The following is a 24,206-nucleotide window of genomic DNA, read 5'->3' as shown; positions in this document are numbered from 1 at the left end:
TGGAGCGGCTATGAGCGCTGTGACCCCCGCTGGAGGCGACACCGCGGCGGGCCGCTCCTGGCCCGCCCTGCTGAACGGCCTGCTGACCGGCCACGACCTGTCCGCCGACGACACCGCGTGGGCGATGGACCTGATCATGCGCGGCGAGGCGACCGACGCGCAGATCGCCGCCTTCATGGTGGCGCTGCGGGCCAAGGGCGAGACGGTCGAGGAGATCAGCGGCCTCGTCCGGACGATGTACGCGCACGCCAACGTGATCGAGGTGCCGGGCCCGGCCGTCGACATCGTCGGCACCGGCGGCGACGGCGCCAAGACGGTGAACATCTCCACGATGTCGTCGATCGTGGTCGCGGGCACGGGCACCAAGGTCGTCAAGCACGGCAACCGCGCCGCGTCCTCCGCCTCCGGCTCCTCCGACGTCCTGGAGCAGCTCGGGATCAATCTGAACCTGACCCCGAAGCGGGTCGTCGAGGTCGCCGAAGAGGCCGGCATCACCATCTGCTTCGCGGTGCGGTTCCACCCGTCCCTGCGTCATGTCGCCCCGGCCCGTGCCCAGCTGGGCATCCGGACGACCTTCAACGTGCTCGGTCCGCTGACCAACCCGGCCAACGTGCGCTCCCAGGCCGTCGGGGTGGCCGACCCGCGGATGGCGCCGATCGTGGCCGGTGTCCTCGCCGAGCGCGGCAACTCCTCGCTGGTCTTCCGCGGCGACGACGGTCTGGACGAGCTGACGACGACGTCCACGTCCCGTGTCTGGGTGGTCCGGGACGGCAAGGTCACCGAGGAGACCTTCGACCCGCGCGACGTCGGCATCGACCTCGTCCCCGTCGAGGCCCTGCGCGGCGCCGACGCCGCCTACAACGCGGAGGTGGCCCGCCGGGTGCTGGACGGCGAGCAGGGCCCGGTGCGGGACGCCGTCCTGCTGAACTCCGCCGCGGCGCTGGTGGCCCTGGAGCCGACGGACGCCCCGCTCACCGAACAGCTCCGCGCCGGCATGGCCCGCGCCGCCGAGTCGATCGACTCGGGCGCGGCGAAGCGGGCCCTGGAACGCTGGGTGGCGGCCACGCACCGCTGACCCCCGCCCGATGTGACACAAGGCGCGGTCCGAATACCGGACTGCGCCTTGCGCGCTGAAGATCGTGTGGCAGGATACGAGCCAGGTCATGAGTGACAGCCTTCAGGCCCCGGCCGGCTGTCCGGCAACCCTCCGTCCGTGGCGGGGTGCCCCGGGTGAAGACCAGGTCGTAGGCAGCGAGGTCTACGGCAAGCGCGGACCCCTCGTACACCAGGGGTCCTGGTCCTCGAGGGAGCCTTCCGTGAGCAAGCGAATGCGATAGGGCCGCAGAGCCCCGCTTCCGCATCCCCTTTTCACTCCACCACCGTTCGAGCCCTGTCTGCTCACGTGGTGAATGACATCTGCCTTCACGGGAGTTGAGCCATGTCCGTCTCCACCCTTGCCGCTGACCAGTCCGTTTGTTCCCCGCTGCCCGTTCTGGGCAGGGATGTCACCGTCCCGCTCGTGACGGGCGGCGAAGTCACCTACGCGGCCCTCGACTACGCGGCCAGCGCCCCCGCCCTCCAGCGCGTCTGGGACGACGTCGCCGGCTACGCGCCGTACTACGGCAGCGTCCACCGCGGCGCCGGCTATCTCTCGCAGCTCTCCACGGACCTGTTCGAGAACGCCCGCAGGACGGTCGCCGAGTTCCTCGGCTGCCGCGCCGACGACCAGGTGATCTTCACCCGCTCGACCACGGACTCCCTCAACCTGCTCGCCCGCGCCCTCCCCGCCGACTGCCAGGTCTTCGTCTTCGAGACCGAGCACCACGCCTCCCTGCTGCCCTGGCAGGACGCGAAGGTCACCTGCCTCAACGCCCCGCGCACCCCACGGCAGGCCGTCGAGACCCTGGAGCGGGCCCTCGCCGCCCGCACCCCGTCGAGCGACGGGGGTCGCGGCCCGGCCCTGGTCTGTGTCACCGGCGCCTCCAACGTCACCGGCGAGCTGTGGCCGGTGCGCGAGCTGGCCGCCGCCGCGCACGCCCATGGCGCCCGGATCGTCCTGGACGCCGCCCAGCTGGCCCCGCACCACCGGGTGGACATCCATGACCTGGACGTCGACTGGGTCGCCTTCTCCGGGCACAAGCTGTACGCACCCTTCGGCTCCGGCGTCCTCGCGGGCCGCGCCGACTGGCTGCGCGCGGCCGAGCCGTACCTCGCGGGCGGCGGCGCCAGCCGCAGGGTGAGCCGGCGCCCGGACGGGGGAGTGGCCGTGGAGTGGCACGAGAGCGCGGCCCGGCACGAGGCCGGCTCGCCGAACGTCATCGGCGCCTACTCGATCGCGTCGGCCTGCAAGGCGCTCACCGAAGCCGGCTGGGACACCCTGGTCGCCCGCGAGCAGCACCTGGTCGCCAGGGTCCGCGAGGGCCTCGCGGAGGTCCCCGAGGTGCGGATCCTCTCGCTGTTCGGTGACGACGCCCCGCGCGTGGGCGTGATCTCCTTCGTGGTGGACGGCTGGAACAGCTCCCACTTCGCCGCCGCGCTCTCCGCCGAGTACGGCATCGGCGTCCGCGACGGCCTCTTCTGCGCCCACCCCCTGGTCCGCACCCTGCTGGGCAGTGACCCCGAGACCCAGGGCGAGTGCGGCGCCCCCGAGGCGGCCCCGGGCGAGAAGTCCCTCAACGCCATCCGGGTGAGCTTCGGCGCGGGCACTCCGGACGAGCACGTCGAGCGCTTCGTGAACGCGGTGAAGGAACTGGTCACCGAGGGTGCGAAGTGGACGTACCGCACGGAGGACGGCCGCTGCGTGCCCGCCGTGTGAGACGTGAACCCCCGGCCGGGGCGGCTTTCAGCCGATCAGGAGTCCAGTCCGATCGCGAAGGCCGCCTCCAGGTCGTGCTGGGAGTACGTCCGGAACGCCACATGCGTGTCCGTGACCTCCACGCCCGGGATCTTGCTGATCCGCCCCGGGATGACCTCGGCCAGGTCCTCGTGCCGCCGCACCCGGACCATCGCGATCAGGTCGTACGTACCCGTGACGGAGAAAACCTCGCTCACCGACTCCAGCGAAGCGATCTGCTCCGCGATCTCGGGGATCCGGTCCACGCTGGTCTTGATGAGGACGATCGCGGTGATCACGGTTGGTTCTCTCCCTCGGGTGCCGGAGCTGGGCTGCACTTCACTCTAGTCGCACGCCCGTAACGCACCCACGCGTAGACGAAGCCCAGCCCGAACCCCACCAGGTGCGCCAGATACGCCACCCCCGGCCCGTCGCCGGCCTGCTCCGCCGCCGCCCACTGCACCGCCACCCAGAACGGCAGCACGACCCACGCGGGGAACCGCAGCGGCAGGAAGAGCAGGAACGGCAGAAGGCTGGTCACACGCGCGCGCGGGAAGAGATAGAGGAACGCGCCGAGGACCGCGGAGATCGCCCCGGAGGCGCCCACCAGCGACTGCTCGGAGTCGGCGTTGGCGGCCGCGTAGCCCAGCAGGGCCAGATAGCCGCAGCCGGCGTAGAAGAGGGCGAACTCGATCCGGCCCATCCGTTCCTCGGTCATCGCTCCGAAGACGAAGAGGAAGAGCATGTTGCCGAGCAGATGCACCCAGCTGCCGTGCACGAACAGGGCCGTGGCGGGGGTGAGGGCCTCGCGGGCCGGCCCGTCGAACAGGTCGGACGGCACCACGCCCCAGTGCCGGAAGTAGGCCCGCTGCGCGGCGGCGAGCGCCTGCCCGGTGCCGTACGCGGGGGTGAGCCCGGAGGCCGGGCCGAGGACGAAGAGCAGGCAGCACAGGGCGATGAGTCCGTAGGTGAGGGGTGCTGAAGTGCTCCGGACCGCTCTGAGGGTCCTGCCGGCCGTCGTGCTCCGCTCACTGATCATGAACACAGAGCATGACGTAACGGGACGCATGCCGACAGACCGCCTCGCCGTCGTGGACGGACGGGCGGCGAGTCCCCGCCAGGCCGTAGGGTTACGAGCCACACGCGTCGGCCGGCGGCGCGGAAGCGACGACGAGCGACGACGAGCGACAACGAGAAGGAAGCGGACTGCCACGATGACGGTTCCCCTGCCGACCGCGACCACCCGGTGGCGCTGCACCCTGTGCGGCAATCTCACCCGGTTCGACGTGACCCGTTCGTCGAAGGTCGTCGAGTACGTCCATCTCGATCTGGCCGGCGAGCCGACGGTGGAGGAGCGCGAGGTGGTCAGTGAGACCATCGAATCGGTGCGCTGTCGTTGGTGCAACGCGGTGGACCAGGTGGAACTCGTGGACAGGCCGGGCACGGAATCCTGAGCGCAGCGGCCCGGGAGAATGGCGCGGCAGAAGTGACGTGGCAGAAGTGAAGTAGTGGGGTGTGACGGATGGTGGAGACCACAGGCGGGGGGCCGGGCGACGGCACCGCCGAGGTGCTTGACCGTCCGCTGCCCGACGGCGTGCGCCGTCGGGTCGTCCAGATCGTCTCGGATGGCTTCGGCGGGCTGACCGTGACCGAACTGCCCGCCCAGTTGAGGCAGTACGCCCGGTTCGCCCCCAATCGCCGGGCGAAGTTCGCCGGGAACGCGATGGCGGCGGCGCTGGAGACCGATCCGCTGTTCCGGCAGCGGATCGGGGAGAAGCTCAGAGAGGCCCAGCCGGAACTGGCCGGCGCCCTCGACTCCGGCTCCCCGCCCCCGGCCGCGGACCCGCTCGACGTGGCGGCCGCGGCCTACGTACTGCGTCCGGCGGGCTGGGTGAAGCTGGTCGCCGCGGCCGGTGAGGAGGCCCAGCGGGCGGACGCCGAGCGGGCCGACGAGGAGAGCCGGGCCGAGCTGGAGCGGCTGCGCACGGAACTGGCCCAGGCCCGTGACCACACCCGCGCCGAGACGGAACGGCTGCGCGCGGAGCTGGAGTCGGCGAAGAAGGAAGCGGAATCCCTGCACCGCAAGCTCCGTGCCGCCCTCAGCGACGTCAAGCGGGGCGAGGCCGCGCTGCGCAAGGTGCAGGGCGAGATCGACGCCACGCGGGCCGAGGCGCAGGCGCAGGTGTCGTCCGCCGAGAGCGAGTCCCGCCGGCTCAAGGCCCGCCTCGGCGAGGCCGAGGCCGCACTGGAGGCGACCCGGCGGGCGGCCCGCGAGGGCCGCAGCGTGGAGGACATGCGGGTACGGCTGCTGCTGGACACCCTGCTGGACGCCACCCAGGGCCTGCGGCGGGAGCTGGCCCTGCCGCCGGTGTCCGTGCGGCCGGCCGAGACCGTGGACGCCGTCGAGCCGGGCCGGATGACCCCGAAGGACATCGCGGCGCGCGCCCTGTCCGAGAACGACCCGGCCATCCTCGACCAGTTGCTCGCGCTGCCGCAGGCGCATCTGGTGGTCGACGGCTACAACGTCACCAAGACCGGCTATCCGCAGATGCCGCTGGAGAAGCAGCGGCTCAGGCTGCTGGGCCAGCTCTCGGCGCTCGCCGCGCAGACCGGCGCCGAGGTGACCTGTGTCTTCGACGGTGCCGAGCTGGCCGCGCCGGTGCTGCTCGCACCGCCGCGCGGGGTGCGGGTGCTGTTCTCCAAGCCGGGGGTGACGGCCGACGAGCTGATCCGTCAGCTGGTGCGCGCGGAGCCGCCGGGCCGTCCGGTCATCGTCGCCTCCACCGACCGTGAGGTGGCCGACGGTGTCGCCAAGGCGGGTGCCCGACCGGTCGCGTCTGCGGTGCTTCTCAAGCGACTGTCCTGAAGGTCCAACGAGCACAGCTAATGCCCGAATTGGCCTGATCTTCGGGCAACCCAGGGTCAAGCACATCTCACAGCATGTGAGTTGTGTGCAAAGAATGCCTTGAGTGACGGGATTTTTTGCCGTTGGGATTTGAACTGATCACAAGTGGGTCACTAGGGTCAGGGCTCGAACCTCCGAACGGGTGATCACTCACTCACTCACAAGAAGGAGTTCGTCCTCCGTGGCGTCCCATCGTCGACCCAAGCAGCAGAGTCGCGCCCGCGTGACCGTGCTGACCACCGCAGCCGCCGCTGCCGTCGTGCTGAGCGCGAACGCCGCCAACGCCGCGCCGAGCCAGAAGCTCAGCAAGGACCAGGTCAAGGCCAAGGTCGACAAGCTGTACGAGGAGGCCGAGCAGGCCACCGAGAAGTACAACGGGGCGAACGAGCAGCAGCAGAAGCTGCAGAAGGACATCTCCACCATCCAGGACAACGTCGCCCGGGGCCAGCAGGACCTCAACAAGCTGCGCGACGGCCTGGGTTCGCTGGCCACCTCGCAGTACCGCTCCGGCGGCATCGACCCCTCGGTCCAGCTCTTCCTGTCCTCCAACCCGGACGACTTCCTCGACAAGGCCTCCACGCTCGACCAGTTGAGCGCCCAGCAGGTCGACTCGCTGAAGAAGATCCAGGACAAACAGCGCGAACTGGCCCAGGAGCGTGCCGAGGCCACGGAGAAGCTCAAGGACCTCTCGGCCACCCGTGCGCAGCTGGAACAGAACAAAAAGGACGTCCAGGGCAAGCTCGCCGACGCGCAGAAGCTCCTCAACACCCTGACGGCCAAGGAGAAGCAGCAGCTGGCCGCCGAGCAGCAGCGCGCCGACCGCTCCTCCACCGAGCGCGTCGACCTCGGCAACACGCCGCCTGCCTCCGGCCGTGCCGCGGCTGCCTTCGCCGCGGCCCAGTCGCAGATCGGCAAGCCCTACGTCTACGGCGCCACCGGCACCGCCTCCTACGACTGCTCGGGCCTGACCTCCTGGGCCTACGCCCAGGCCGGCGTCTCCATACCGCGCACCTCCGAGCAGCAGGCCACCATCGGCACCCGGATCAGCTCCGTCAACGACCTCCAGGTCGGCGACCTGGTCTTCTTCTACGGCGACATCCACCACGTCGGCCTGTACGCCGGAAACGGCCAGGTGCTGCACGCCCCGCACACCGGTGCCGTGGTCCGCTACGAGGCCATGTCCGACATGCCGTTCCAGTTCGGCGTCCGGGTCTGAGCACCCCCGCGACATCCCTGCGAGACCCTTGTGGGCTCGCGCGAAACGCTGACACGGGGCGCCCGAACGGGCGAATCCCGTGAACCGGAACTGACTCCACGCCCCGCCAATGACCTGCGTCAGCGGCGGGGCGTCACTGTGTGTTGCCCTCACGGTCTTTGGCCCGGCCCCTCGCGTACGGCTACTGTCTGCCGCGCTCCCCCGACGCCGGGGCCTCCCCGTCCCCAGGCGCCGGGGGAGCGGTATCTGTCCACCTGCAGAAGGACCGCCGTGGGGTCTCACCGCCGCCTTGCCTCCTCCGGATTTGACCGGGGTGCCGCCGCCCTGTGCGTGCTGTCGGCCGCCGCAGCCGCGCTCGGCGCCGTACCCGCGCAAGCGGCGCCGCACGCCGACACCCGCGCCGAGGTGGACCGCCTTTACCAGGAGGCCGAGCAGGCGACCCAGGCCTTCGACAAGGCCCAGGAGCTGGCGGACGGGCTGCGCCGCGAGGTGAGCGACGCACAGGACCACATCGCCCGGCAGCAGCAGCGCATCAACACCCTGCGCGAGCACCTCGGGTCGCTGGCCGGCGCCCAGTACCGGGCCGGGGGCATCGACCCGGCCGTCGCGCTGCTCTTCTCCGACAACCCCGACGACTACCTGGACAAGGCCACCACCCTCGATCGCATCGGCGACCAACAGGCGGGTCAGCTACGGGAGTTGACCACGGCCCTGCGGGAACTCACCCAGGAGCGCTCCGAGGCGGCCGGGAAGCTCGCCGAGCTGGAGCGCAGCCGCAAGGCCGTGGCCGTGCACAAGAAGACCGTCGAGAAGAAGCTCGCCAAGGCCCGCCAACTGCTCGGCGCCCTGCCGCCCGCCGCCCGCGCCGCCTTCGACCACGTCTCCCGGGACGGCCGCGTCGATCTGCCCGACCTGACCGGTGCCGTCGCCCCGGACGCCCGTGCCGCCGCCGCCGTGGCCGCCGCCCAGTCGGTCCTCGGCCGCCCCTACGTCTGGGGCGCCAACGGCCCCTCCGGCTTCGACTGCTCGGGCCTGATGCAGTGGTCCTACGCGCACGCCGGCCTCCATCTGCCGCGCACCTCGCAGGAGCAGCGCCTCGCCGGCCGGCAGGTCCCGCTGTCCGAGGCCCGGCCCGGAGATCTGGTGGTCTACCGCTCCGACGCCAGCCATGTGGGCATGTACGTCGGCAACGGCCAGGTCATCCACGCCCCCTACCCGGGCGCCGCGGTGCGCTACGACCCCGTCGGGATGATGCCGATCTCCTCGGTCACCCGCCCCTGACGCATGCGTGCCGGGCCCTACGATCGGACCGTGGGTGAACGTCCAGTCGATAACGCCGTGACGTGCGAGGTGCCGCGCCGGTCGCGCCCCGTGGCGGATCCGCATGCCGATGCCGGCCCGCGCTCCGCCTGGGCGCGGGGGATCGCGGCGGCCGGCCTCTGTCTGCTGCTGGCCTCGACCGGGTGCGGCGGGCCGAGCGGCGCGGACTCGGCGAAGGCCGACGTCCAGCACCTGCTCGACCGGCGCTCGACGGCCCTCCTCGGCCACGACGAGACGACGTACGCGGTGACCGGCACCCGCACCGACTACACCCGGCTGCGCGCCCTCCCGCTGGCCTCCTGGACCTACCGGGTCACCGCCGTACGCGACACCGCCGCCGGCGCCACCGCCGACGCCGACCTGAGCTACCGCGTCGCCGGGTACGACACGGCCCCCGTCGACGCCCGCCGCACCCTCACCCTCGGCCGCACCGCCGACGGGAAGTGGTACGTCAGCGCCGACCGGCCCGCGGAGGAGGCCGGGCAGCAGCTGTGGGACCAGGGTCCGGTGACCGTCGTCCAGGGTGCGCACAGCCTGGTGCTGGGCACCGGCCGGACGACCGGCGAACTGCGCGCCTACGCCGGGCTCGCCGACCGCGCGGTCCCGGCCGTCTCCCGCGCGTGGGGCACGGACTGGAGCCGCCGGGTCGTCGTCCTCGTCCCGCGCTCCCTGGACGACATGGCGGGGCTGCTCGGCTCGCCCGCCGCGAACTACCGGGGCATCGCCGCCGTCACCACGGGCGAGGTGGGCGGCTCCGGCCAGGCGCCCGCGGACCGGGTGGTGGTCAACCCGGACGCGTACGCCGCCCTCGGCGACCTCGGCAAGCAGGTCGTCCTCACCCACGAGACCACCCACGTGGCCACCCGCGCCCACACCACCGCCGCGACCCCGCTGTGGCTCTCCGAGGGCTACGCGGACTGGATCGGCTACCTCGGCACCGGCCGCACCCCCACCGAGGCCGCGCCGGAACTGACCCGCTCCGTCCAGGACGGCCGGGCCCCGGCCGCTCTGCCTGCCGACAAGGACTTCGGCTTCACCAGCGACCCCACCAAGCTGGCCCAGGCCTACGAGAGCGGCTGGCTGGCCTGCCGCATGATCGCCGACCAGTGGGGCACGGCCCGGCTGGGCGCCTTCTACCGGGCCGTCGGCGCCCACGCACAGCGGGCGGGCGCGGTCGAGGACGCCCTGAAGAAGACGCTCGGGACGACGCAGGAGGCGTTCACCGCGCAGTGGCAGGCGTACGTCAGGGCACAGCTGGGCTGAGGCTTGCGGATGGCCTCGCGCAGGGTGGTGCGGGCCCCGTGGGTCGGTCAGGAGGAGACCGGGGTCTCCCGGTGGCGGGCCGGCTCCGGCGGGAGCGGGGCGGCGGGGGGCGGGGTGACGGTCGCGCGCCACAGCCGGCGGCCCGCCGTGAGGGAGGCCGCGACCAGCAGGCCGTTGCGGACGACCAGCAGCAGCACGCCGTACCGGTCGCTCGCCACCACGTGCCCGAAGCCGAGCGGGAACTCCAGGACCGTGACGAAGGACGCGGCCACGACCATCAGCGCGGGCGCCGCCATCCGGCTGGCCCGGTACGACAGGCAGACCGCGGCCGTGCCGACCAGCCACACCAGGTACTGCGGGCTGATCACCCGGCTCGTGACCGTGAACAGCAGCACCGCCGTGAAGGCCGCGTCCGCGAGCGTGTGCGGTGTCCTGCGGGTCGCCCGCAGCCGCCACAGCAGCAGCCAGCCGAACACGGCCCCGGTGAGCGCCAGCGCCACCGTGCTGACCTGGTCGACATGCGGGCCGAGGAACTCGATCGAGCCGTAGTTCAGCAGCACCTGGCCGCTCCAGCCGAAGTGCCGGGCCACATGGAAGACCAGGGCGCCCAGCGACTCCACCTCGGTGCCCCGCTCCCGCTGGAAGGTCAGGAAGGAGAAGGCGCCCGGCATGGTCACCGTGAACACCGCCGCGAGCCCGGCCGCGACCACCGCCGCCGATGCCCACGCCCGGCGCCGGAAGCAGCCCACCAGCAGCAGTGCCGGCCACACCTTCAGCATCGCCCCGAACGCGGTCAGCGCGCCCATCACCCGCGGACGCCGGACCCCCGCGAGCAGCGCCGCCACGGCCACCGCGGTCACCATCACGTCGTAGCGGGCGTACACCGTCGGACCGAGCAGCGGCACGCCCGCCAGCCACACCCAGGCCCCGCGCAGCGACCGTCCCGGGCGCAGGCCCGCGTGCAGCAGCAGCTGGAGCACGGCCGCGTCGGCGAGGAACGCCAGCATGAAGAAGGCGTGCGCGTACGACAGGAAGGGCAGGACGGCGGGGGCGAGGACCGGGAGGGCGGCGGCCGGCGGGTACTGCCAGGTCACGTCGTCCAGCGGAAACGTTCCCTGCCGCAGCACCTCGAACCAGCCGCGGTAGATCACCGACACGTCGGAGGTGACGTCCGGGCCCGGGAAGACGAGCACCTGGAAGACGAACAGCAGCAGGACCAGACGGGTGACGCCCCAGGTCGTGAGCACCCATGCCAGGGACCGCCCGGCGCCCTTCGTCTCCACGTGATCCCCTGCCGTTCGATTCCGCTTCCGTGTCCGCGTCGCGGGACCATGATGTCGTGTCTGGCTGTGCGCATGCCACAAGACCCGGCCGCGCCGGGCCGCACGGAGCCCGTTCGGTCCCGATGGCGTACGCCCGGTTCGGTAGGGTCGGCGGCGATGCACAAGACCCTGATCGTCACCAACGACTTCCCGCCCCGGCCGGGCGGCATCCAGGCCTTCCTGCACAACATGGCCCTGCGCCTGGACCCCGACCGGCTGGTCGTCTACGCCTCCACCTGGAAGCGCGGCCGGGAAGGCGCCGAGGCCACGGCCGCCTTCGACGCCGAGCAGCCCTTCACCGTCGTACGCGAGCGTACGACCATGCTGCTGCCGACCCCGCAGGCCACCCGGCGCGCGGCCGGTCTGCTGCGTGAGCACGGCTGTACGTCGGTGTGGTTCGGGGCGGCGGCACCGCTCGGCCTGATGGCGCCCGCGCTGCGCCGGGCCGGTGCCGAGCGGCTGGTGGCCACCACCCACGGGCACGAGGCCGGCTGGGCCCAGCTGCCCGCCGCCCGGCAGCTGCTGCGGCGGATCGGCGAGTCGACGGACACGATCACCTATCTCGGCGAGTACACGCGCTCGAGGATCGCCGCCGCGCTCACCCCGGCCGCGGCCCGCCGCATGGTCCAGCTGCCGCCCGGGGTCGACGAGAAGACCTTCCACCCCGGCTCTGGCGGCGACGAGGTCCGCGCCCGGCTCGGCCTCACCGACCGCCCGGTCGTGGTCTGTGTCTCCCGGCTGGTCCCGCGCAAGGGACAGGACACCCTCATCCAGGCGATGCCCCGCATCCTCGCGGCCGAGCCCGACACCGTCCTGCTCGTCGTCGGCGGAGGCCCCTACGAGCAGGATCTGCGCCGGCTGGCCGAGGAGAGCGGCGTGGCGGATTCCGTCCGCTTCACCGGCGCCGTCCCCTGGTCCGAGCTGCCGGCCCACTACGGTGCCGGCGACGTCTTCGCCATGCCCTGCCGCACCCGCCGCGGCGGCCTGGACGTCGAGGGCCTCGGCATCGTCTACCTGGAGGCCTCCGCGACGGGCCTGCCGGTCGTGGCCGGCGACTCCGGCGGCGCCCCCGACGCCGTACTCGACGGCGAGACCGGCTGGGTGGTGCGCGGCGGCGATCCGGCCGCGGCCGCCGACCGTATCGTCCCCCTGCTCCAGGACCCCGGGCTGCGCCGCAGGATGGGGGAGCGGGGCCGGAGCTGGGTCGAGGAGAAGTGGCGCTGGGATCTCTTGGCAGAGAAGTTGAGGACACTTCTCTAGCCGGAGGCGGAAAATCCGCACATGCTGCGCACATGACAGCAAAACTGATGCATCGTCAGCTGACTAGACGTCACATCCTGGGCATGATCGCCCTCCAGACCGCCGCCACGGCCGGTCTCACCCGCATCGGTCTCCAGTCCGCGCACGCCGCCGAACCGGCCGCCGTCGACAACGCCCCGGCGATCGTGGTCGGTTCGGGCTACGGCGGGGCCGTCGCCGCCCTCCGCCTCGGCCAGGCAGGCATCCGCACCCTCGTCCTGGAGATGGGGCAGCTGTGGAACACCGCCGGCAGCGACGGCAAGGTGTTCTGCTCCACCCTCGCCCCCGACCAGCGCTCCATGTGGTTCCGCACCCGCACCGAGGCCCCGCTCGCGACCTTCCTGTGGCTGGACGTCGTCAACAAGGCCATCAACCCCTACCCCGGCGTCCTGGACCGCGTGCACTACGACAACATGTCCGTCTACGTCGGCCGGGGCGTCGGCGGCGGCTCCCTCGTCAACGGCGGCATGGCGGTCACGCCCGTGAAGTCGTACTTCACCGAGCAGTTCCCGACCGTCGACGCCGACGAGATGTACGGCACCTACTACCCCCGCGCCCGCGCCATGCTCGGCGTCAACACGATCGACCCGTCCTGGTTCGAGTCCACCGAGTGGTACCAGTTCGCCCGCACCTCCCGGAAGGCCGCCGGCAACGCGGGCCTGAAGACCACCTTCGTGCCGAACGTCTACGACTTCGGCTACATGCAGCAGGAAGCCGCCGGCACGGCCACGAGGTCCGCGCTCGCCGGAGAGGTCATCTACGGCAACAACCACGGCAAGCGCAGCCTCGACAAGACCTACCTGGCCGCCGCCCTCGGCACCGGGAACGTCACGATCCACACCCTGGAGAAGGTCACGTCGGTCAGCAGGGCGAGCGACGGGTCGTACCTCCTGGGCGCCGACCGGATCGACGCGACCGGCGCGGTCGTGGAGACCAAGCAGTACAGCTGCACGTCCCTCTTCCTCGGCGGCGGCAGCCTCGGCACCAGCGAACTCCTCGTCCGCGCCCGGGACACCGGCACCCTGCCCGACCTCACCGCCGACGTGGGCGCCGGCTGGGGCCCCAACGGCAACACCATGCTCGGCCGCGCCAACCACATCTGGGACACCGTCGGCGCCAACGAGGCCACCATGCCGGTGCTGGGCATCGACGACTGGGCCAACACCGACAACCCCGTCTTCGCGGAGATCGCCCCGCTGCCCATGGGTTTCGAGCACTGGGTCAGCCTCTACCTGGCGATCACCAAGAACCCCGAACGGGCGTCCTTCACCTACGACTCCGCCTCCGGCACGGTGAAACTCGGCTGGAACCCCGCCCAGAGCGCGGTCTCGGTGAGCATGGCCAAGAAGCTGTTCGACCGGATCAACCTGGCCAACGCCACCATCTACCGCTACGACCTGTTCGGCTCCACGAGCAAGGTCTTCGCCGACGACTTCTGCTACCACCCGCTGGGCGGCTGCGTCCTCGGGAAGGCCACCGACGACTACGGCCGGGTGAAGGGGTACGACCGGCTGTACGTCACCGACGGCTCGCTCGTGCCCGGCAACATCGGCGTGAACCCCTTCGTCACCATCACCGCGCTCGCCGAACGCACGATGGCGCGGGTCCTCGCCGAGGACACCGCGCCATGACACTCCGTCAGGAGGCGTGCTACTTCGCGTAGATCGCCTCGATCTCGCTCGCGTAGTCCTTCGCCACCACGTTCCGCTTGAGCTTCAGCGACGGGGTGAGGTGGCCCGACTCCTCCGTGAACTGGGAGGACAGAATGCGGAACTTCCGCACCGATTCCGCCTTCGACACCGCGGCGTTGCCGTCGTCGACCGCCGCCTGGATCGCCGCGATCAGATCCGGGTCGTCCTTCAGCGACGCCGCGGTGGACCCCGCGGGCTTGCCGTGCTCGGCCGCCCAACGGTCCAGGAACTCGTCGTCGATGGTGACCAGCGCGCCCACGAACGGCCGCCCGTCGCCCACCACCATGCACTCCGCGACCAGCGCGTGCGCCCGGATCCGGTCCTCGATCACCGCGGGGGCGACGTTCTTGCCGCCCGCCGTGACGATGATCTCCTTCTTGCGACCGGTGATCTTGAGGTAGCCGTCCTCGTCCAGGGTGCCGATGTCACCGGTGTGGAACCAGCCGTCGGCCAGCGCCTCCGCGGTCGCGGCCGGGTTGTTCCAGTACTCCTTGAACAGGTGCTCGCCGTGCAGCAGCACCTCGCCGTCGTCCGCTATCCGTACCACCGAGCCCGGCAGCGGCTGCCCGACCGTGCCGATCTTCTGCCGGTCCCACGGGTTGAACGCCGTCGCCGCGCAGGACTCGGTCAGGCCGTAGCCCTCCAGCACCGTGAAGCCGATGCCGCGGAAGAAGTGGCCGAGCCGCTCGCCGAGGGGGGCGCCGCCGGAGATGGCGTACTCGCCCCGGCCGCCGAGCACCGCGCGCAGCTTGCTGTAGACCAGCTTGTCGAAGACCTTGTGCTTGACCTTCAGGCCGAGCGACGGGCCGGACGGGCTGCCCAGCGCCCTGCTGTAGGCGATCGCCGTGTCCGCCGCCTTGTCGAAGATCGCGCCCTTGCCCTCCGCCTGCGCCTTGGCACGCGCGGAGTTGTAGACCTTCTCGAAGACGCGGGGGACACCGAGAATCAACGTCGGCCGGAACGCGGCCAGTTCGTCGGTGAGGTTCTTGATGTCCGGGACACAGCCCAGCTTGATCGGCGCCATCATCGGCGCGACCTGCACCAGCCGTCCGAAGACGTGCGCGAGCGGCAGGAAGAGCAGCACCGAGCACTCACCGGTGCGGAACAGCGGCCGCAGCCGCTCCACCACGTTGCCGCACTCGGCGAAGAAGCTGCGGTGGGTGAGGACACAGCCCTTGGGGCGGCCGGTCGTGCCGCTCGTGTAGACGATGGTCGCCGGGACGTCGGCGCGGGCGAGCGAACTGCGCTCCTCCACCGTCTGGTCCGACACGTCCTGCCCGAGCCGGCCCAGCTCCTCCACGCCCCCGGCCTCGATCTGCCACACGTGCTTGAGGGCGGGCAGCGACTCGCGCACCGACTCCACGGCCGCCGCGTGGCCCGGCTGCTCCACGATGCAGGCCGTCGCGCCCGAGTCGGACAGGATCCACTGCACCTGCTCCGGGGAGCTGGTCTCGTACACCGGCACGGTGACCGCGCCCGCGCTCCAGATCGCGAAGTCCAGCAGCGTCCACTCGTACCGCGTGCGGGACATCAGGCCCACCCGGTCGCCCGGCTGCACTCCGGCGGCGATGAGGCCCTTGGCGGCGGTGTGCACCTCGGCCAGGAACTCCCGGGCCGTCACGTCCTGCCAGGCGCCTCCCGCCTTGCGGGCGATGACGGCGACGTCGGGATGCTGCGCGGCGTTTCTGCGGACGATGTCGGTCAGATTGCCGTCCGCGGGGACCTCGTACAAAGCCGGAAGGCTGAACTCGCGCAAGACTGCTGCTCCTCATAGGGCGCCGGCGCCACGACACTGTGTGATGCGACGGTGCGGTCCAAGGCTCGGGCTGGTGCTCGGGGCTTCGGTGGCTGAAATCCAGAGCACGACTGGACTGCCCGGACGTTACCCGCCGGTATGGCGTTCCCGACAGGGGGTCCGAGCCAGATGTTCGCTGCGTCACACACGTTGGCGTTCCTTCGCGCACAGTAGTCCACGGCTGAACCGACCGGCGAGTAACCGCAGGCTGGACGGACACTGTTCACGCACATCGCACACGCCTACGCTTGATCGTCATGGCATCCACACCGTCCGGGGAACGAACCGCCGCAGGCCGAAACGCCGACAGCCGCAGGACGCGCGTCCACGTGGTCAGCGACGTGCACGGCAACGCCCGGGACCTGGCCCGGGCCGGCGAGGGTGCCGACGCCCTGATCTGCCTGGGCGACCTCGTCCTCTTCCTCGACTACGCCGACCACTCGCGCGGGATCTTCCCGGACCTGTTCGGCGAGGAGAACGCCGACCGCATCGTCGAGCTGCGCACCGCCCGCCGCTTCGAGGAGGCCCGGGAGTTCGGCGCCCGGCTGTGGGCCGGCATCGGCGGCGACCGGGCCGGCGCCATCGAGCGGGCCGTGCGCAAGCAGTACGCGGAGATGTTCGCCGCGTTCCCCACCCCGACGTACGCCACCTACGGCAATGTCGACATGCCGCCCCTGTGGCGCGAGTACGCCCGCCCCGGCACCACCGTCCTCGACGGCCAGCGGGTGGAGATCGGCGGCCGCACCTTCGGCTTCGTGGGCGGCGGCCTGAGGACGCCGATGCGCACGCCGTACGAGATCGACGACGAGGAGTACGCGGCGAAGATCGAGGCCGTCGGCGAGGTCGACGTGCTGTGCACGCACATCCCGCCGGAGGTCCCCGAGCTGGTCTACGACACCGTCGCCCGGCGCTTCGAACGCGGCAGCCGCGCCCTGCTGGCCGCCATCCGCCGTACGAAACCCCGCTATGCGCTCTTCGGGCACGTCCATCAGCCGCTCGTACGCCGCATGCGGATCGGCACGACCGAGTGCGTGAACGTGGGGCACTTCGCCGGGACGGGCCGGCCCTGGGCGCTGGAATGGTGATCCGGTGGCCGGCCGGACACGGGTGAAGGCGGCAGGTCGGCGGCGCGGTAGCCTTCACGCTGCACACACGTGCGCACGACGACCTCTGTACGGCCCGCATCTGGAGGAGCCACGGCGATGGCGGAACACACCAGCTCGAGCATCACGATCGAGGCGGCACCGGCCGACGTCATGGCGGTGATCGCCGACTTCGCGCGCTACCCGGACTGGACGGGCGAGGTGAAGGAGGCGGAGGTCCTCGCGACCGACGAGCAGGGCCGCGCCGCGCAGGTCCGCCTCGTCATGGACGCCGGCGCCATCAAGGACGACCAGACCCTGGCCTACACCTGGGCCAGTGGCAACGAGGTCTCCTGGAGCCTGGTCAAGTCCCAGATGCTGCGCTCCCTGGACGGCTCCTACCTCCTGAAGCCGGCCGGCCAGGACGCCACCGAGGTCACCTACCGGCTCACGGTCGACGTCAAGATCCCCATGCTCGGCATGATCAAGCGCAAGGCGGAGAAGGTCATCATCGACCGGGCGCTGGCGGGCCTGAAGAAGAGGGTGGAGTCGGGGGAGCAGTAGTCGCCCCGGTCCGCGACCCGCGCACGACGGTAGCGTTCACCCTCATGCGCACCATCCTGATCACGGGCCCCGGCGGCAGCGGTCGTACCACGATCGCCGCCGCCACCGCACTGCGCGCCGCCCGCGAGGGCACCCGCACCCTCCTGCTGAGCGCCGACCGCACCGACACCCCCGGCGCGGCCCTGGGGTGCGCGACAGGACCGGCCCCGACGGAAGCCGCGCCGAACCTCACCGCCTGGCGCCCCGACGCGGTCGACCGGTTCCGCGCGGACCTCACCGCCTTCCAGACCCGCGCGGCGGGCGTCCTGGACCTGCTCGGCGCCTCCCGCCTGGACGCCGAGGAGGTCACCCCGCTGCCTGGCGCCGAGGAGCTGTCCTTCCTGCGCGCGCTGCGGGACGCCGCCCTCTGCGAGCGCTACGACCTCCTCGTCGTGGACCTCCCGCCCCTCCCGCAGGCCCTGGCCCTGCTCGCCCTGCCCGAGGAACTGCGCCGCTATCTGCGCCGTCTGCTCCCGCCCGAGCGGCAGGCGGCCCGCGCCCTGCGTCCGGTCCTCGGCCGGCTGGCCGGTGTGCCGATGCCCGCCGACTGGCTGTACGAGACGGCCGGGCGCTGGGACGTCGAACTCGCCGCCGTCGAGGCCGTCCTCACCGACCGCCGCACCTCCGTCCGGCTGGTCGCCGAGCCCGGCCCGGCCGGCGCCGACGCCGTCCGCGCCGCCGGCCTCGGCCTCGCCCTGCGCGGCCTGCGCACCGAGGCCCTGATCGCCAACCGGGCCCTGCCCGAGACCGCGCCGGACAGCTGGCTCGCGGGCCTCCTCGCCCAGCAGCGCAAGGCCCTCGCCGACTGGCAGGAGCTGCCGTACGACGTCCACCCCGTCGCCCACCTGGGCCGCGACCCGCACGGCGACGACGACCTCGCCGCCCTCGCCACCCCCTGCGTCAACCCGTCGCCCGACCCGGTCGGGTGGCCCGTCACCGACCGGATCGCCGAGGACGGCGTCCTGGTCTGGCACATCCCGCTGCCCGGCGCGATACGGGACGAGCTGGACCTCATCCGGCGCGGCGACGAACTCGTGATCACCGTGGGCCCGTTCCGCCGGATCGCTCCGCTGCCCTCCGCCCTGCGCCGCTGCACCGTCGCCGGAGCCGGCCTGCGCGAGGGCGAGCTGCGCATCCGGTTCGCCCCGGACCCCGACCTGTGGCCCGCCGCCGGACGGTGAACGGGTACGCCCGTTCGGGTAACGTCGTACAGGCGAACCGCAGTCACAGGAGTCCGCCATGAGCGAAGAGCGTCCCGAGCGCACCGCATCCGACGCGTACGAGGACTCGTACGAGGAAGAGGGCCGGGCGACCGACGCCGACGCGTGGGCCACGGCCTGCGCCGAGGACCTCGCCGCCGAGAAGGCCCGCCGCCGCGCCGAGCACGGCCCGCAGCCGGGCTCGGCCGCCGAGGAACTGAAGAAGTTCGTGGACACGGTGGCCGACAAGCTGTCCGGCCTCCAGTCACCCCTCCTCGGCGGCCTCGCCGCCCAGCAGGTCGTACGGCAGGTCGTCCAGCAGGCCAAGGCCGCGGTCGAGCCCGTCATAGAGCGCAACCCGGACGTCTTCGACCACCTGGCCGCGGCCGGCGGCGAGCTGCTGGCTGCCTATCGCTCCGCCGTCCAGGCCCAGGAACGACGCTGGACCGCCGGCCCGCCCGACGATCCGACGGCCGGCCGCCCGAAGGATCCGAAGGACCGCGGAGACCGGGGCGAGGGCACTGGTCCGGGGGAGCGCATCGACCTGGACTGAAGCGCTCCCACGAAAGGGCCTCGGGTACGGTTGGCCGTAGCGGGGCTCGACCGAAACTGAGGGATTCATGGGACTCACCATCGGCGTCGACATCGGCGGCACCAAGATCGCGGCCGGCGTGGTCGACGAGGAAGGCAACATCCTCTCGACCTTCAAGGTGCCGACCCCCACCACGCCCGAGGCCATCGTGGACGCCATCGCCTCGGCGGTGGAGGGCGCGCGCGCCGGACACGAGATCGTCGGCGTGGGCATCGGTGCGGCCGGTTACGTGAACCGGCAGCGCTCGACGGTGTACTTCGCGCCGAACATCGACTGGCGCCAGGAGCCGCTGAAGGAGAAGGTCGAGGCCCGCGTGGGCCTCCCGGTCGTGGTCGAGAACGACGCCAACGCCGCCGCCTGGGGCGAGTACAGGTTCGGCGCCGGCAAGGGCCACCGCAACGTCATCTGCATCACGCTCGGCACCGGCCTCGGCGGCGGCATCATCATCGGCAACAAGCTGCGCCGCGGGCACTTCGGCGTGGCCGCCGAGTTCGGCCACATCCGGATGGTCCCGGACGGCCTGCTGTGCGGCTGCGGCTCGCAGGGCTGCTGGGAGCAGTACGCCTCGGGCCGTGCTCTGGTCCGCTACGCCAAGCAGCGCGCCAACGCCACCCCCGAGCACGCCGAGCTGCTGCTCTCGCTCGGCGACGGCACCCCCGACGGCATCGAGGGCAAGCACATCTCCATGGCCGCCCGCCAGGGCGACCCGGTGGCCGTCGACTCCTACCGCGAGCTGGCCCGCTGGGCCGGCGCGGGCCTGGCCGACCTCGCCTCCCTCTTCGACCCGTCCGCGTTCATCGTCGGCGGCGGCCTCTCCGACGAGGGTGAACTGGTCCTCGACCCGATCCGCAAGTCGTACAAGCGCTGGCTGGTGGGCGGCAACTGGCGCCCGGTGGCCGACGTGATCGCGGCCCAGCTGGGCAACAAGGCGGGCATGGTGGGCGCGGCGGACCTGGCCCGGGAGCCCGACCCGATCATGTAAGAGACCTCAGCTTTCCAGGGGCGCGGGGCTGTAGCGATGTGCGACTCCGCCACGTGGGCACGACCAGCCACGACGAGGCGGTAGTCACACACGAACCCCGCGCCCCGAGCTGTTGGGCGTACATTGATCCATATGGAGCTGCTCCCCAACTCCCGCACGGAGCCCGACGGTTCACCCATCCTCCGCGTCCTGAGCTACAACATCCGCTCGATGCGCGACGACACCGCCGCCCTCGCCAGAGTGATCACCGCCTGCGCCCCGGACCTGGTCCTCGTCCAGGAGGCCCCCCGCTTCTTCCGCTGGCGCAAAAAGCTCGCCCGCCTCGCCGCGGCCTCCGGCCAGGTCATCCTCACCGGCGGTGCCACGGCGGCCGGCCCGGCGATCCTCTGCTCGCTGCGGGCCACCGTGGAACGGACGCAAGACGTCCTCCTGCCACTCACCCCCGGCCAGCACAGGCGTGGCCTGGCCACGGCAGTGGTCCGGTTCGGCGGCGTCCGCGTCGGCGTGCTCAGCTGCCATCTGAGCCTGCGGAAGGACGAGCGCCGCGATCAGGCCGCCCTGCTCCTCGACCGCCTCGCCGGTATGGGGGTGGAGCACGCCATCGCCGGCGGCGACCTCAACGAAGGCCCCGACGGCCCCGCCTTCCGCCTGCTCTCGGGCGCCCTGCAGGACTGCCGGGCGGTGGCCCCCTGGGGCGGCGAGGAGACCTGGCGGTACAGCCAGCCCCACCGCCGCATCGACGCCGTCTTCGCCACGAAGGGCGTCGAGGTGCTCGGCTGCGGGGTGCCCCTGGACCAGCCGGGCGTCACCCGGGCCGACCTGGTCGCGGCCACGGACCACCTCCCGGTCCTCGCCGCCGTCAGGATCCCGGCCGCTTGAACCCCGAGGTGGGCCCCGCCAGGAGAGCCGCCTCGCCCACGGCGTGCCGAACGCCGAGCACCCCCCACCGCCGGTCGACGAGCGCACTGTGTTCCACCCCGGACCGGAACCTGATGCCCCGGACCACCCGGCGGCGGAGACCGGCTTCCTTCCCGGCGCCGACGACGAGTACGTCATCACCGAGGGCGGGTCTGCAGGGCCAACGGGGCTGTTCCTCCCGGGCGGTGGACGGCACGATCACGGGAGTCGACCTGGCCGGGTGCCCCTTCGGCCGGGCCCGGCCGCCGTACGCGGCGCCGCCGGGGCAGGTGCCCGCACTCAGGTGCCCGCACCGCCCGGCCGCAGCCCCTCCAGCGGCGCCCGCGGCCGGGGAAACGGCTGCGCCGACCGCCGACTGCGCCGCTTTCGCGAGTGCCTCCTCCAAGCGCCGCTCCGCGTCCTCGCCGGCCCGCCGCGGTCTCCGCGTCAGGGACGCCGTGGCCGACGCGCCGAGCGCAGGGCCGAAGACGCAGGTGAGCACCGCGACGGCCGCCCGGTCCGCCTCGTTGGCCGAGGACCCGGTGGTCCCGAACACGCCGGGCAGCCGGTCGGCGTAGCGCGCCTTGCCGGTGCGGTGCCGCGCCGGTCGTCCCCGTCGAGCGGCGGCAGTTCGGCCTCGTGCCACACCCGGTCGGCGGCCCGGCAGCACGAGGTCGTCCCTGTTCTTCACGTGCCAGTACACGGCGGTCGCCGCGGCCCCGAGCCGCCGGCCCGGGCCGCGCATGTCCAGCCCGTCGAGCCCCTCGCCGTCCAGGAGCTGCACGGCGGTCCGGACGGTCCGTTCCGGGGCGAGCGTGTCGCGCGGCACGGGCCCAGGACAGGTGACCCGTCCGGGACCTCTACGAAAAGTCCAGGACGGGTGCGGGCCGGGCCTCAGACCACCGCGCCCCGGCCCGGGTCACCGTCCTCGTCGTCGTCCGTGCGCATCCGCATCACCAGCGTCGCGAAGCCGCCGAGGAAGCCGCCGATGCCCAGGGTGGTCAGCCACCACGTCATGTCCCAGCCGAGCAGCACCGCCAGCAGGAGCAGCAGCGGGCCGCCGACCACGCCCAGCCAGGCGAACTTGGCGGTGGTGTCCGCCATCGGCAGCGGAGGCGGCTCCGGCGGGACGAAGTGGCCCTCGTCGTCCTCGTCGAAGTCGCCCTCGGCGGGCTCCGGCGCCGTGTAGTCGCGCGGGCCGGTGCTGACACCGGGCGCGAAGGAGACCGAGCTGCCCAGCGGCCGGACGGGCGGCGCACCGGCGGAGTCGTCCCTGCCGCTCCCGGTCTCCTCGGCGGTGTCCTTCGCCGTCTCCTGCCCGGCGTCCTCCTCCGGCAGCGCGAGATCCTCCACCGGCTTGAAGGGCTTCGCGCCCGGAGGGTCCGGCGGCTCCTCGCCGTACCCGGCGACGATGGCCCGCCAGACGGCTTCCTCGTCGATGGGTACCCCCTGCTCGTCCGGCTCGCGACCCTCGCGGTCCGAGTCGTGCTCAGCCAACTGCGGCCGTCCCTTCCTTGCCGTCCTTGCCGACACCGGTTGCGAGCCGGCCGATGAAGGCGAGACTCTCCTCGAAGATCCGGTCCGCATCCTTGTCCAACGTCGCCACGTGGTAGCTGTGTTCCAGCACGACCTCGGTCACGTCCGTGGACGACACCCGGCTCAGCACCCGGGCCGAGTCGACGGGCGGGACGACATGGTCCTGCGCGCTGCGCAGCAGCAGCAACGGCTGGGTGACCTGGGGCAGCTCGCCGTCCAGCCGGCGCAGGAACACCCGCAGCGAGTGCGCCGCGTGCAGCGGCACCCGGTCGTAGCCCAGCTCCGCCGCGGTCTCCTTCGCGATGTCGCTGGCGATGCCCTTCGTCGTCCGCACGAGATGCCGGGCCACCGGAAGGGCGTACGCCGACAGGCCGTGCACCTTGTTCGCCGGGTTGACGACCACCGCGCCCGCGACCCGCGCGCCGTGCCGGGCCGCGAGCCTGAGGGCCAGCGCGCCGCCCATCGACAGGCCCGCGACGAACACCCGGGAACAGCGCTCGGAGAGCAGGCGCACCTCGCGGTCCACCTCCGCGTACCAGTCCTGCCAGCCCGTGACCTGCATGTCCTCCCAGCGGGTGCCGTGGCCGGGCAGCAGCGGAAGCGACACGGTCAGGCCGTGGGCCGCGTGGTGCTCCGCCCAGGGGCGCAGCGACTGGGGCGAGCCGGTGAAGCCGTGGCAGAGGAGGACCCCCACCTCCCCGCCCTCGTGGCGGTACGGCTCGGCTCCGGGGAGAACCGGCACCTCGACTCTCCTGTCCCTTGAGAAGGCCTCGCACGGCCCGGAGGCCGGCAAAGGCGTGAGGAAAAGCGCGGATGTGCTTCACCGTACGCGACCGCACTGACACCGACCAGGGTCGTCGGGCCCTTTGACGGTCCTCCGGGTTAAGGTCTGTTCGACGGAAACGGGAGGCACACGGGTGTTGTACGGCACGATGAAGGTCGCCATCGGGGGGCCGCTGAAGGTCGCCTTCAGGCCCTGGGTGGAAGGCCTGGAGAACGTACCGGCCGAAGGGGCAGCCATCCTGGCGAGCAATCACCTGTCCTTCTCGGACTCGTTCTTCCTGCCCGCGGTCCTGGACCGCAAGGTCACCTTCATCGCGAAGGCGGAGTACTTCACCACCCCCGGGGTCAAGGGCCGGCTCACAGCCGCCTTCTTCAAGGGCGTCGGACAGCTCCCGGTGGACCGTTCCGGGGCGCGCGGCGCCGGCGAGGCCGCGATCAAGAGCGGCATAGAGGTGCTGGAGCGCGGCGAGTTGTTCGGCATCTACCCCGAGGGCACCCGCTCGCCCGACGGCCGGCTCTACCGGGGCAAGCCCGGCGGCCTCGCGCGCGTGGCGCTCGCCACCGGCGCGCCGGTCATCCCGGTCGCGATGATCGACACGGAGAAGATCCAGCCGCCCGGCCAGGTGATGCCGAAGCTGATGCGGCCCGGCATCCGGATCGGCAAGCCACTGGACTTCAGCCGCTACGCCGGCATGGAGCACGACCGCTTCGTCCTGCGCGCCCTGACCGACGAGGTCATGTACGAGATCATGAAGCTCTCCGGCCAGGAGTACGTCGACATGTACGCGACCGCGGCCAAGCGGCAGATCGCGGAGGCGGCGAAGGCGGCCAAGGAGGCCAAGGAAGCGGAGAAGAAGGCGGCGGCGCAGGCCTGACCCCGGGGGACCG

23 protein-coding genes and 1 riboswitch are annotated in these 24,206 nt (G+C 72.2%); of the genes, 16 read left to right on the top strand and 7 right to left on the bottom strand.

What is annotated here, in order from left to right:
- Window positions 1-10: 10 nt before the first annotated feature.
- Together trpD and ADK64_RS00910 are read left to right on the top strand one after the other, a co-directional pair.
- Entirely contained in the window at window positions 11-1,075 is a 1,065-nt protein-coding gene (gene trpD, locus ADK64_RS00915) for an anthranilate phosphoribosyltransferase (protein WP_053653884.1), read from the top strand.
- Between the two features lie 84 nt (window positions 1,076-1,159).
- Window positions 1,160-1,276: riboswitch (SAM riboswitch) on the top strand.
- A gap of 162 nt (window positions 1,277-1,438) precedes the next feature.
- The gene (locus ADK64_RS00910) at window positions 1,439-2,815 is read left to right on the top strand and encodes an aminotransferase class V-fold PLP-dependent enzyme (RefSeq protein WP_053653882.1); all 1,377 of its coding nucleotides are present in this window, start codon (window positions 1,439-1,441) and stop codon (window positions 2,813-2,815) included.
- A gap of 35 nt (window positions 2,816-2,850) precedes the next feature.
- On the opposite strand, the gene ADK64_RS00905 is transcribed toward ADK64_RS00910, so the two are convergent.
- The gene (locus ADK64_RS00905; protein ID WP_053653880.1) at window positions 2,851-3,132 is read right to left on the bottom strand and encodes an Lrp/AsnC family transcriptional regulator; all 282 of its coding nucleotides are present in this window, start codon (window positions 3,130-3,132) and stop codon (window positions 2,851-2,853) included.
- The gene (locus ADK64_RS00900) at window positions 3,129-3,872 is read right to left on the bottom strand and encodes a rhomboid family intramembrane serine protease (protein WP_053654372.1); all 744 of its coding nucleotides are present in this window, start codon (window positions 3,870-3,872) and stop codon (window positions 3,129-3,131) included. Before ADK64_RS00900 ends, ADK64_RS00905 begins: the two co-directional genes overlap by 4 nt.
- Window positions 3,873-4,047: 175 nt before the next feature.
- Here ADK64_RS00900 and ADK64_RS00895 point away from each other — a divergent pair, with 175 nt between their 5' ends.
- From ADK64_RS00895 to ADK64_RS00875, 5 genes are all read left to right on the top strand, one after another.
- Window positions 4,048-4,287 carry a hypothetical protein gene (locus ADK64_RS00895; RefSeq protein ID WP_053653877.1) on the top strand — a complete coding sequence of 80 codons (240 nt, stop codon included), beginning with the start codon at window positions 4,048-4,050 and terminating at the stop codon, window positions 4,285-4,287.
- A 68-nt stretch (window positions 4,288-4,355) separates the two neighbouring features.
- Complete coding sequence (locus tag ADK64_RS00890) at window positions 4,356-5,699, top strand: NYN domain-containing protein (RefSeq protein WP_053653875.1); 1,344 nt, start codon at window positions 4,356-4,358, stop codon at window positions 5,697-5,699.
- A 220-nt stretch (window positions 5,700-5,919) separates the two neighbouring features.
- Window positions 5,920-6,954 carry a C40 family peptidase gene (locus tag ADK64_RS00885; protein ID WP_053653873.1) on the top strand — a complete coding sequence of 345 codons (1,035 nt, stop codon included), beginning with the start codon at window positions 5,920-5,922 and terminating at the stop codon, window positions 6,952-6,954.
- A gap of 270 nt (window positions 6,955-7,224) precedes the next feature.
- Window positions 7,225-8,235 carry an NlpC/P60 family protein gene (locus ADK64_RS00880; RefSeq protein WP_078992421.1) on the top strand — a complete coding sequence of 337 codons (1,011 nt, stop codon included), beginning with the start codon at window positions 7,225-7,227 and terminating at the stop codon, window positions 8,233-8,235.
- A gap of 141 nt (window positions 8,236-8,376) precedes the next feature.
- The gene (locus ADK64_RS00875; protein WP_053654368.1) at window positions 8,377-9,537 is read left to right on the top strand and encodes a hypothetical protein; all 1,161 of its coding nucleotides are present in this window, start codon (window positions 8,377-8,379) and stop codon (window positions 9,535-9,537) included.
- 47 nt (window positions 9,538-9,584) lie between these two features.
- Here the strand turns inward: ADK64_RS00875 and ADK64_RS00870 are convergent, their stop codons facing one another.
- A complete protein-coding gene (locus ADK64_RS00870) occupies window positions 9,585-10,820 on the bottom strand; it encodes a glycosyltransferase 87 family protein (protein WP_053653871.1) in 1,236 nt (411 codons plus the stop codon).
- A 156-nt stretch (window positions 10,821-10,976) separates the two neighbouring features.
- Between ADK64_RS00870 and ADK64_RS00865 the strand changes: the two genes are divergently transcribed.
- Both ADK64_RS00865 and ADK64_RS00860 read left to right on the top strand, forming a co-directional pair.
- Window positions 10,977-12,119: a glycosyltransferase family 4 protein gene (locus tag ADK64_RS00865; protein WP_053653869.1), complete on the top strand. Its 1,143-nt coding sequence runs from the start codon at window positions 10,977-10,979 to the stop codon at window positions 12,117-12,119.
- A gap of 32 nt (window positions 12,120-12,151) precedes the next feature.
- Entirely contained in the window at window positions 12,152-13,789 is a 1,638-nt protein-coding gene (locus ADK64_RS00860) for a GMC oxidoreductase (RefSeq protein ID WP_234384418.1), read from the top strand.
- Between the two features lie 19 nt (window positions 13,790-13,808).
- Here ADK64_RS00860 and ADK64_RS00855 read toward each other — a convergent pair whose 3' ends face one another.
- The gene (locus tag ADK64_RS00855) at window positions 13,809-15,605 is read right to left on the bottom strand and encodes an AMP-dependent synthetase/ligase (RefSeq protein WP_053653865.1); all 1,797 of its coding nucleotides are present in this window, start codon (window positions 15,603-15,605) and stop codon (window positions 13,809-13,811) included.
- Window positions 15,606-15,901: 296 nt separating this feature from the next.
- On the opposite strand from ADK64_RS00855, the gene ADK64_RS00850 reads away from it, so the two are divergent.
- The 6 genes from ADK64_RS00850 to ADK64_RS00825 all read left to right on the top strand — a co-directional run bounded on the left by ADK64_RS00850 (window position 15,902) and on the right by ADK64_RS00825 (window position 20,981).
- A complete protein-coding gene (locus ADK64_RS00850; RefSeq protein WP_199829444.1) occupies window positions 15,902-16,729 on the top strand; it encodes a metallophosphoesterase family protein in 828 nt (275 codons plus the stop codon).
- A 117-nt stretch (window positions 16,730-16,846) separates the two neighbouring features.
- Window positions 16,847-17,290 carry an SRPBCC family protein gene (locus tag ADK64_RS00845; protein WP_053653861.1) on the top strand — a complete coding sequence of 148 codons (444 nt, stop codon included), beginning with the start codon at window positions 16,847-16,849 and terminating at the stop codon, window positions 17,288-17,290.
- Between the two features lie 44 nt (window positions 17,291-17,334).
- Window positions 17,335-18,510 (top strand): ArsA family ATPase, encoded by a 1,176-nt coding sequence (locus ADK64_RS00840; protein ID WP_053653859.1) that lies wholly within the window; start codon window positions 17,335-17,337, stop codon window positions 18,508-18,510.
- 58 nt (window positions 18,511-18,568) lie between these two features.
- Window positions 18,569-19,081, top strand: a complete 513-nt coding sequence (locus ADK64_RS00835; protein ID WP_053653857.1) for a DUF5304 domain-containing protein — start codon at window positions 18,569-18,571, stop codon at window positions 19,079-19,081.
- Between the two features lie 67 nt (window positions 19,082-19,148).
- A complete protein-coding gene (locus tag ADK64_RS00830) occupies window positions 19,149-20,102 on the top strand; it encodes an ROK family glucokinase (protein WP_053653854.1) in 954 nt (317 codons plus the stop codon).
- A gap of 132 nt (window positions 20,103-20,234) precedes the next feature.
- The gene (locus tag ADK64_RS00825) at window positions 20,235-20,981 is read left to right on the top strand and encodes an endonuclease/exonuclease/phosphatase family protein (protein ID WP_053653852.1); all 747 of its coding nucleotides are present in this window, start codon (window positions 20,235-20,237) and stop codon (window positions 20,979-20,981) included.
- Here ADK64_RS00825 and ADK64_RS45740 read toward each other — a convergent pair.
- From ADK64_RS45740 to ADK64_RS00810, 3 genes are all read right to left on the bottom strand, one after another.
- Window positions 20,962-21,828: a hypothetical protein gene (locus ADK64_RS45740; RefSeq protein ID WP_053653850.1), complete on the bottom strand. Its 867-nt coding sequence runs from the start codon at window positions 21,826-21,828 to the stop codon at window positions 20,962-20,964. The two genes, ADK64_RS00825 and ADK64_RS45740, sit on opposite strands and share 20 nt — an antisense overlap.
- 65 nt (window positions 21,829-21,893) lie before the next feature.
- Window positions 21,894-22,496: a hypothetical protein gene (locus ADK64_RS00815; RefSeq protein ID WP_053653848.1), complete on the bottom strand. Its 603-nt coding sequence runs from the start codon at window positions 22,494-22,496 to the stop codon at window positions 21,894-21,896.
- A complete protein-coding gene (locus tag ADK64_RS00810) occupies window positions 22,489-23,277 on the bottom strand; it encodes an alpha/beta hydrolase (protein ID WP_053653847.1) in 789 nt (262 codons plus the stop codon). The genes ADK64_RS00815 and ADK64_RS00810 overlap by 8 nt, the downstream gene beginning before the upstream one ends.
- 178 nt (window positions 23,278-23,455) lie before the next feature.
- Here ADK64_RS00810 and ADK64_RS00805 point away from each other — a divergent pair, with 178 nt between their 5' ends.
- On the top strand, window positions 23,456-24,193 hold the full coding sequence (locus ADK64_RS00805; RefSeq protein ID WP_053654367.1) for a lysophospholipid acyltransferase family protein: 738 nt from the start codon (window positions 23,456-23,458) through the stop codon (window positions 24,191-24,193).
- Window positions 24,194-24,206: the final 13 nt, after the last annotated feature.

Origin of the sequence: Streptomyces sp. MMG1121, from assembly GCF_001280015.1 — a bacterium.
GTDB lineage: Bacteria > Actinomycetota > Actinomycetes > Streptomycetales > Streptomycetaceae > Streptomyces.
Note: the sequence above shows the minus strand (reverse complement) of the source record. Positions and strands in the feature narration are given on the sequence as shown.

What these genes read in the sequence shown, in the direction of transcription:
- ADK64_RS00835 (WP_053653857.1), top strand. Translation starts at nt 18,569, where the DNA reads ATGAGCGAAGAGCGTCCCGAGCGCACCGCATCCGACGCGTACGAGGAC.
- ADK64_RS00910 (WP_053653882.1), top strand. Translation starts at nt 1,439, where the DNA reads ATGTCCGTCTCCACCCTTGCCGCTGACCAGTCCGTTTGTTCCCCGCTG.
- ADK64_RS00825 (WP_053653852.1), top strand. Translation starts at nt 20,235, where the DNA reads ATGGAGCTGCTCCCCAACTCCCGCACGGAGCCCGACGGTTCACCCATC.
- ADK64_RS00840 (WP_053653859.1), top strand. Translation starts at nt 17,335, where the DNA reads ATGCGCACCATCCTGATCACGGGCCCCGGCGGCAGCGGTCGTACCACG.
- ADK64_RS00860 (WP_234384418.1), top strand. Translation starts at nt 12,152, where the DNA reads ATGACAGCAAAACTGATGCATCGTCAGCTGACTAGACGTCACATCCTG.
- ADK64_RS00845 (WP_053653861.1), top strand. Translation starts at nt 16,847, where the DNA reads ATGGCGGAACACACCAGCTCGAGCATCACGATCGAGGCGGCACCGGCC.
- ADK64_RS00865 (WP_053653869.1), top strand. Translation starts at nt 10,977, where the DNA reads ATGCACAAGACCCTGATCGTCACCAACGACTTCCCGCCCCGGCCGGGC.
- trpD (WP_053653884.1), top strand. Translation starts at nt 11, where the DNA reads ATGAGCGCTGTGACCCCCGCTGGAGGCGACACCGCGGCGGGCCGCTCC.
- ADK64_RS00895 (WP_053653877.1), top strand. Translation starts at nt 4,048, where the DNA reads ATGACGGTTCCCCTGCCGACCGCGACCACCCGGTGGCGCTGCACCCTG.
- ADK64_RS00890 (WP_053653875.1), top strand. Translation starts at nt 4,356, where the DNA reads ATGGTGGAGACCACAGGCGGGGGGCCGGGCGACGGCACCGCCGAGGTG.
- ADK64_RS00900 (WP_053654372.1), bottom strand. Translation starts at nt 3,872, where the DNA reads ATGATCAGTGAGCGGAGCACGACGGCCGGCAGGACCCTCAGAGCGGTC.
- ADK64_RS00850 (WP_199829444.1), top strand. Translation starts at nt 15,902, where the DNA reads ATGGCATCCACACCGTCCGGGGAACGAACCGCCGCAGGCCGAAACGCC.
- ADK64_RS00830 (WP_053653854.1), top strand. Translation starts at nt 19,149, where the DNA reads ATGGGACTCACCATCGGCGTCGACATCGGCGGCACCAAGATCGCGGCC.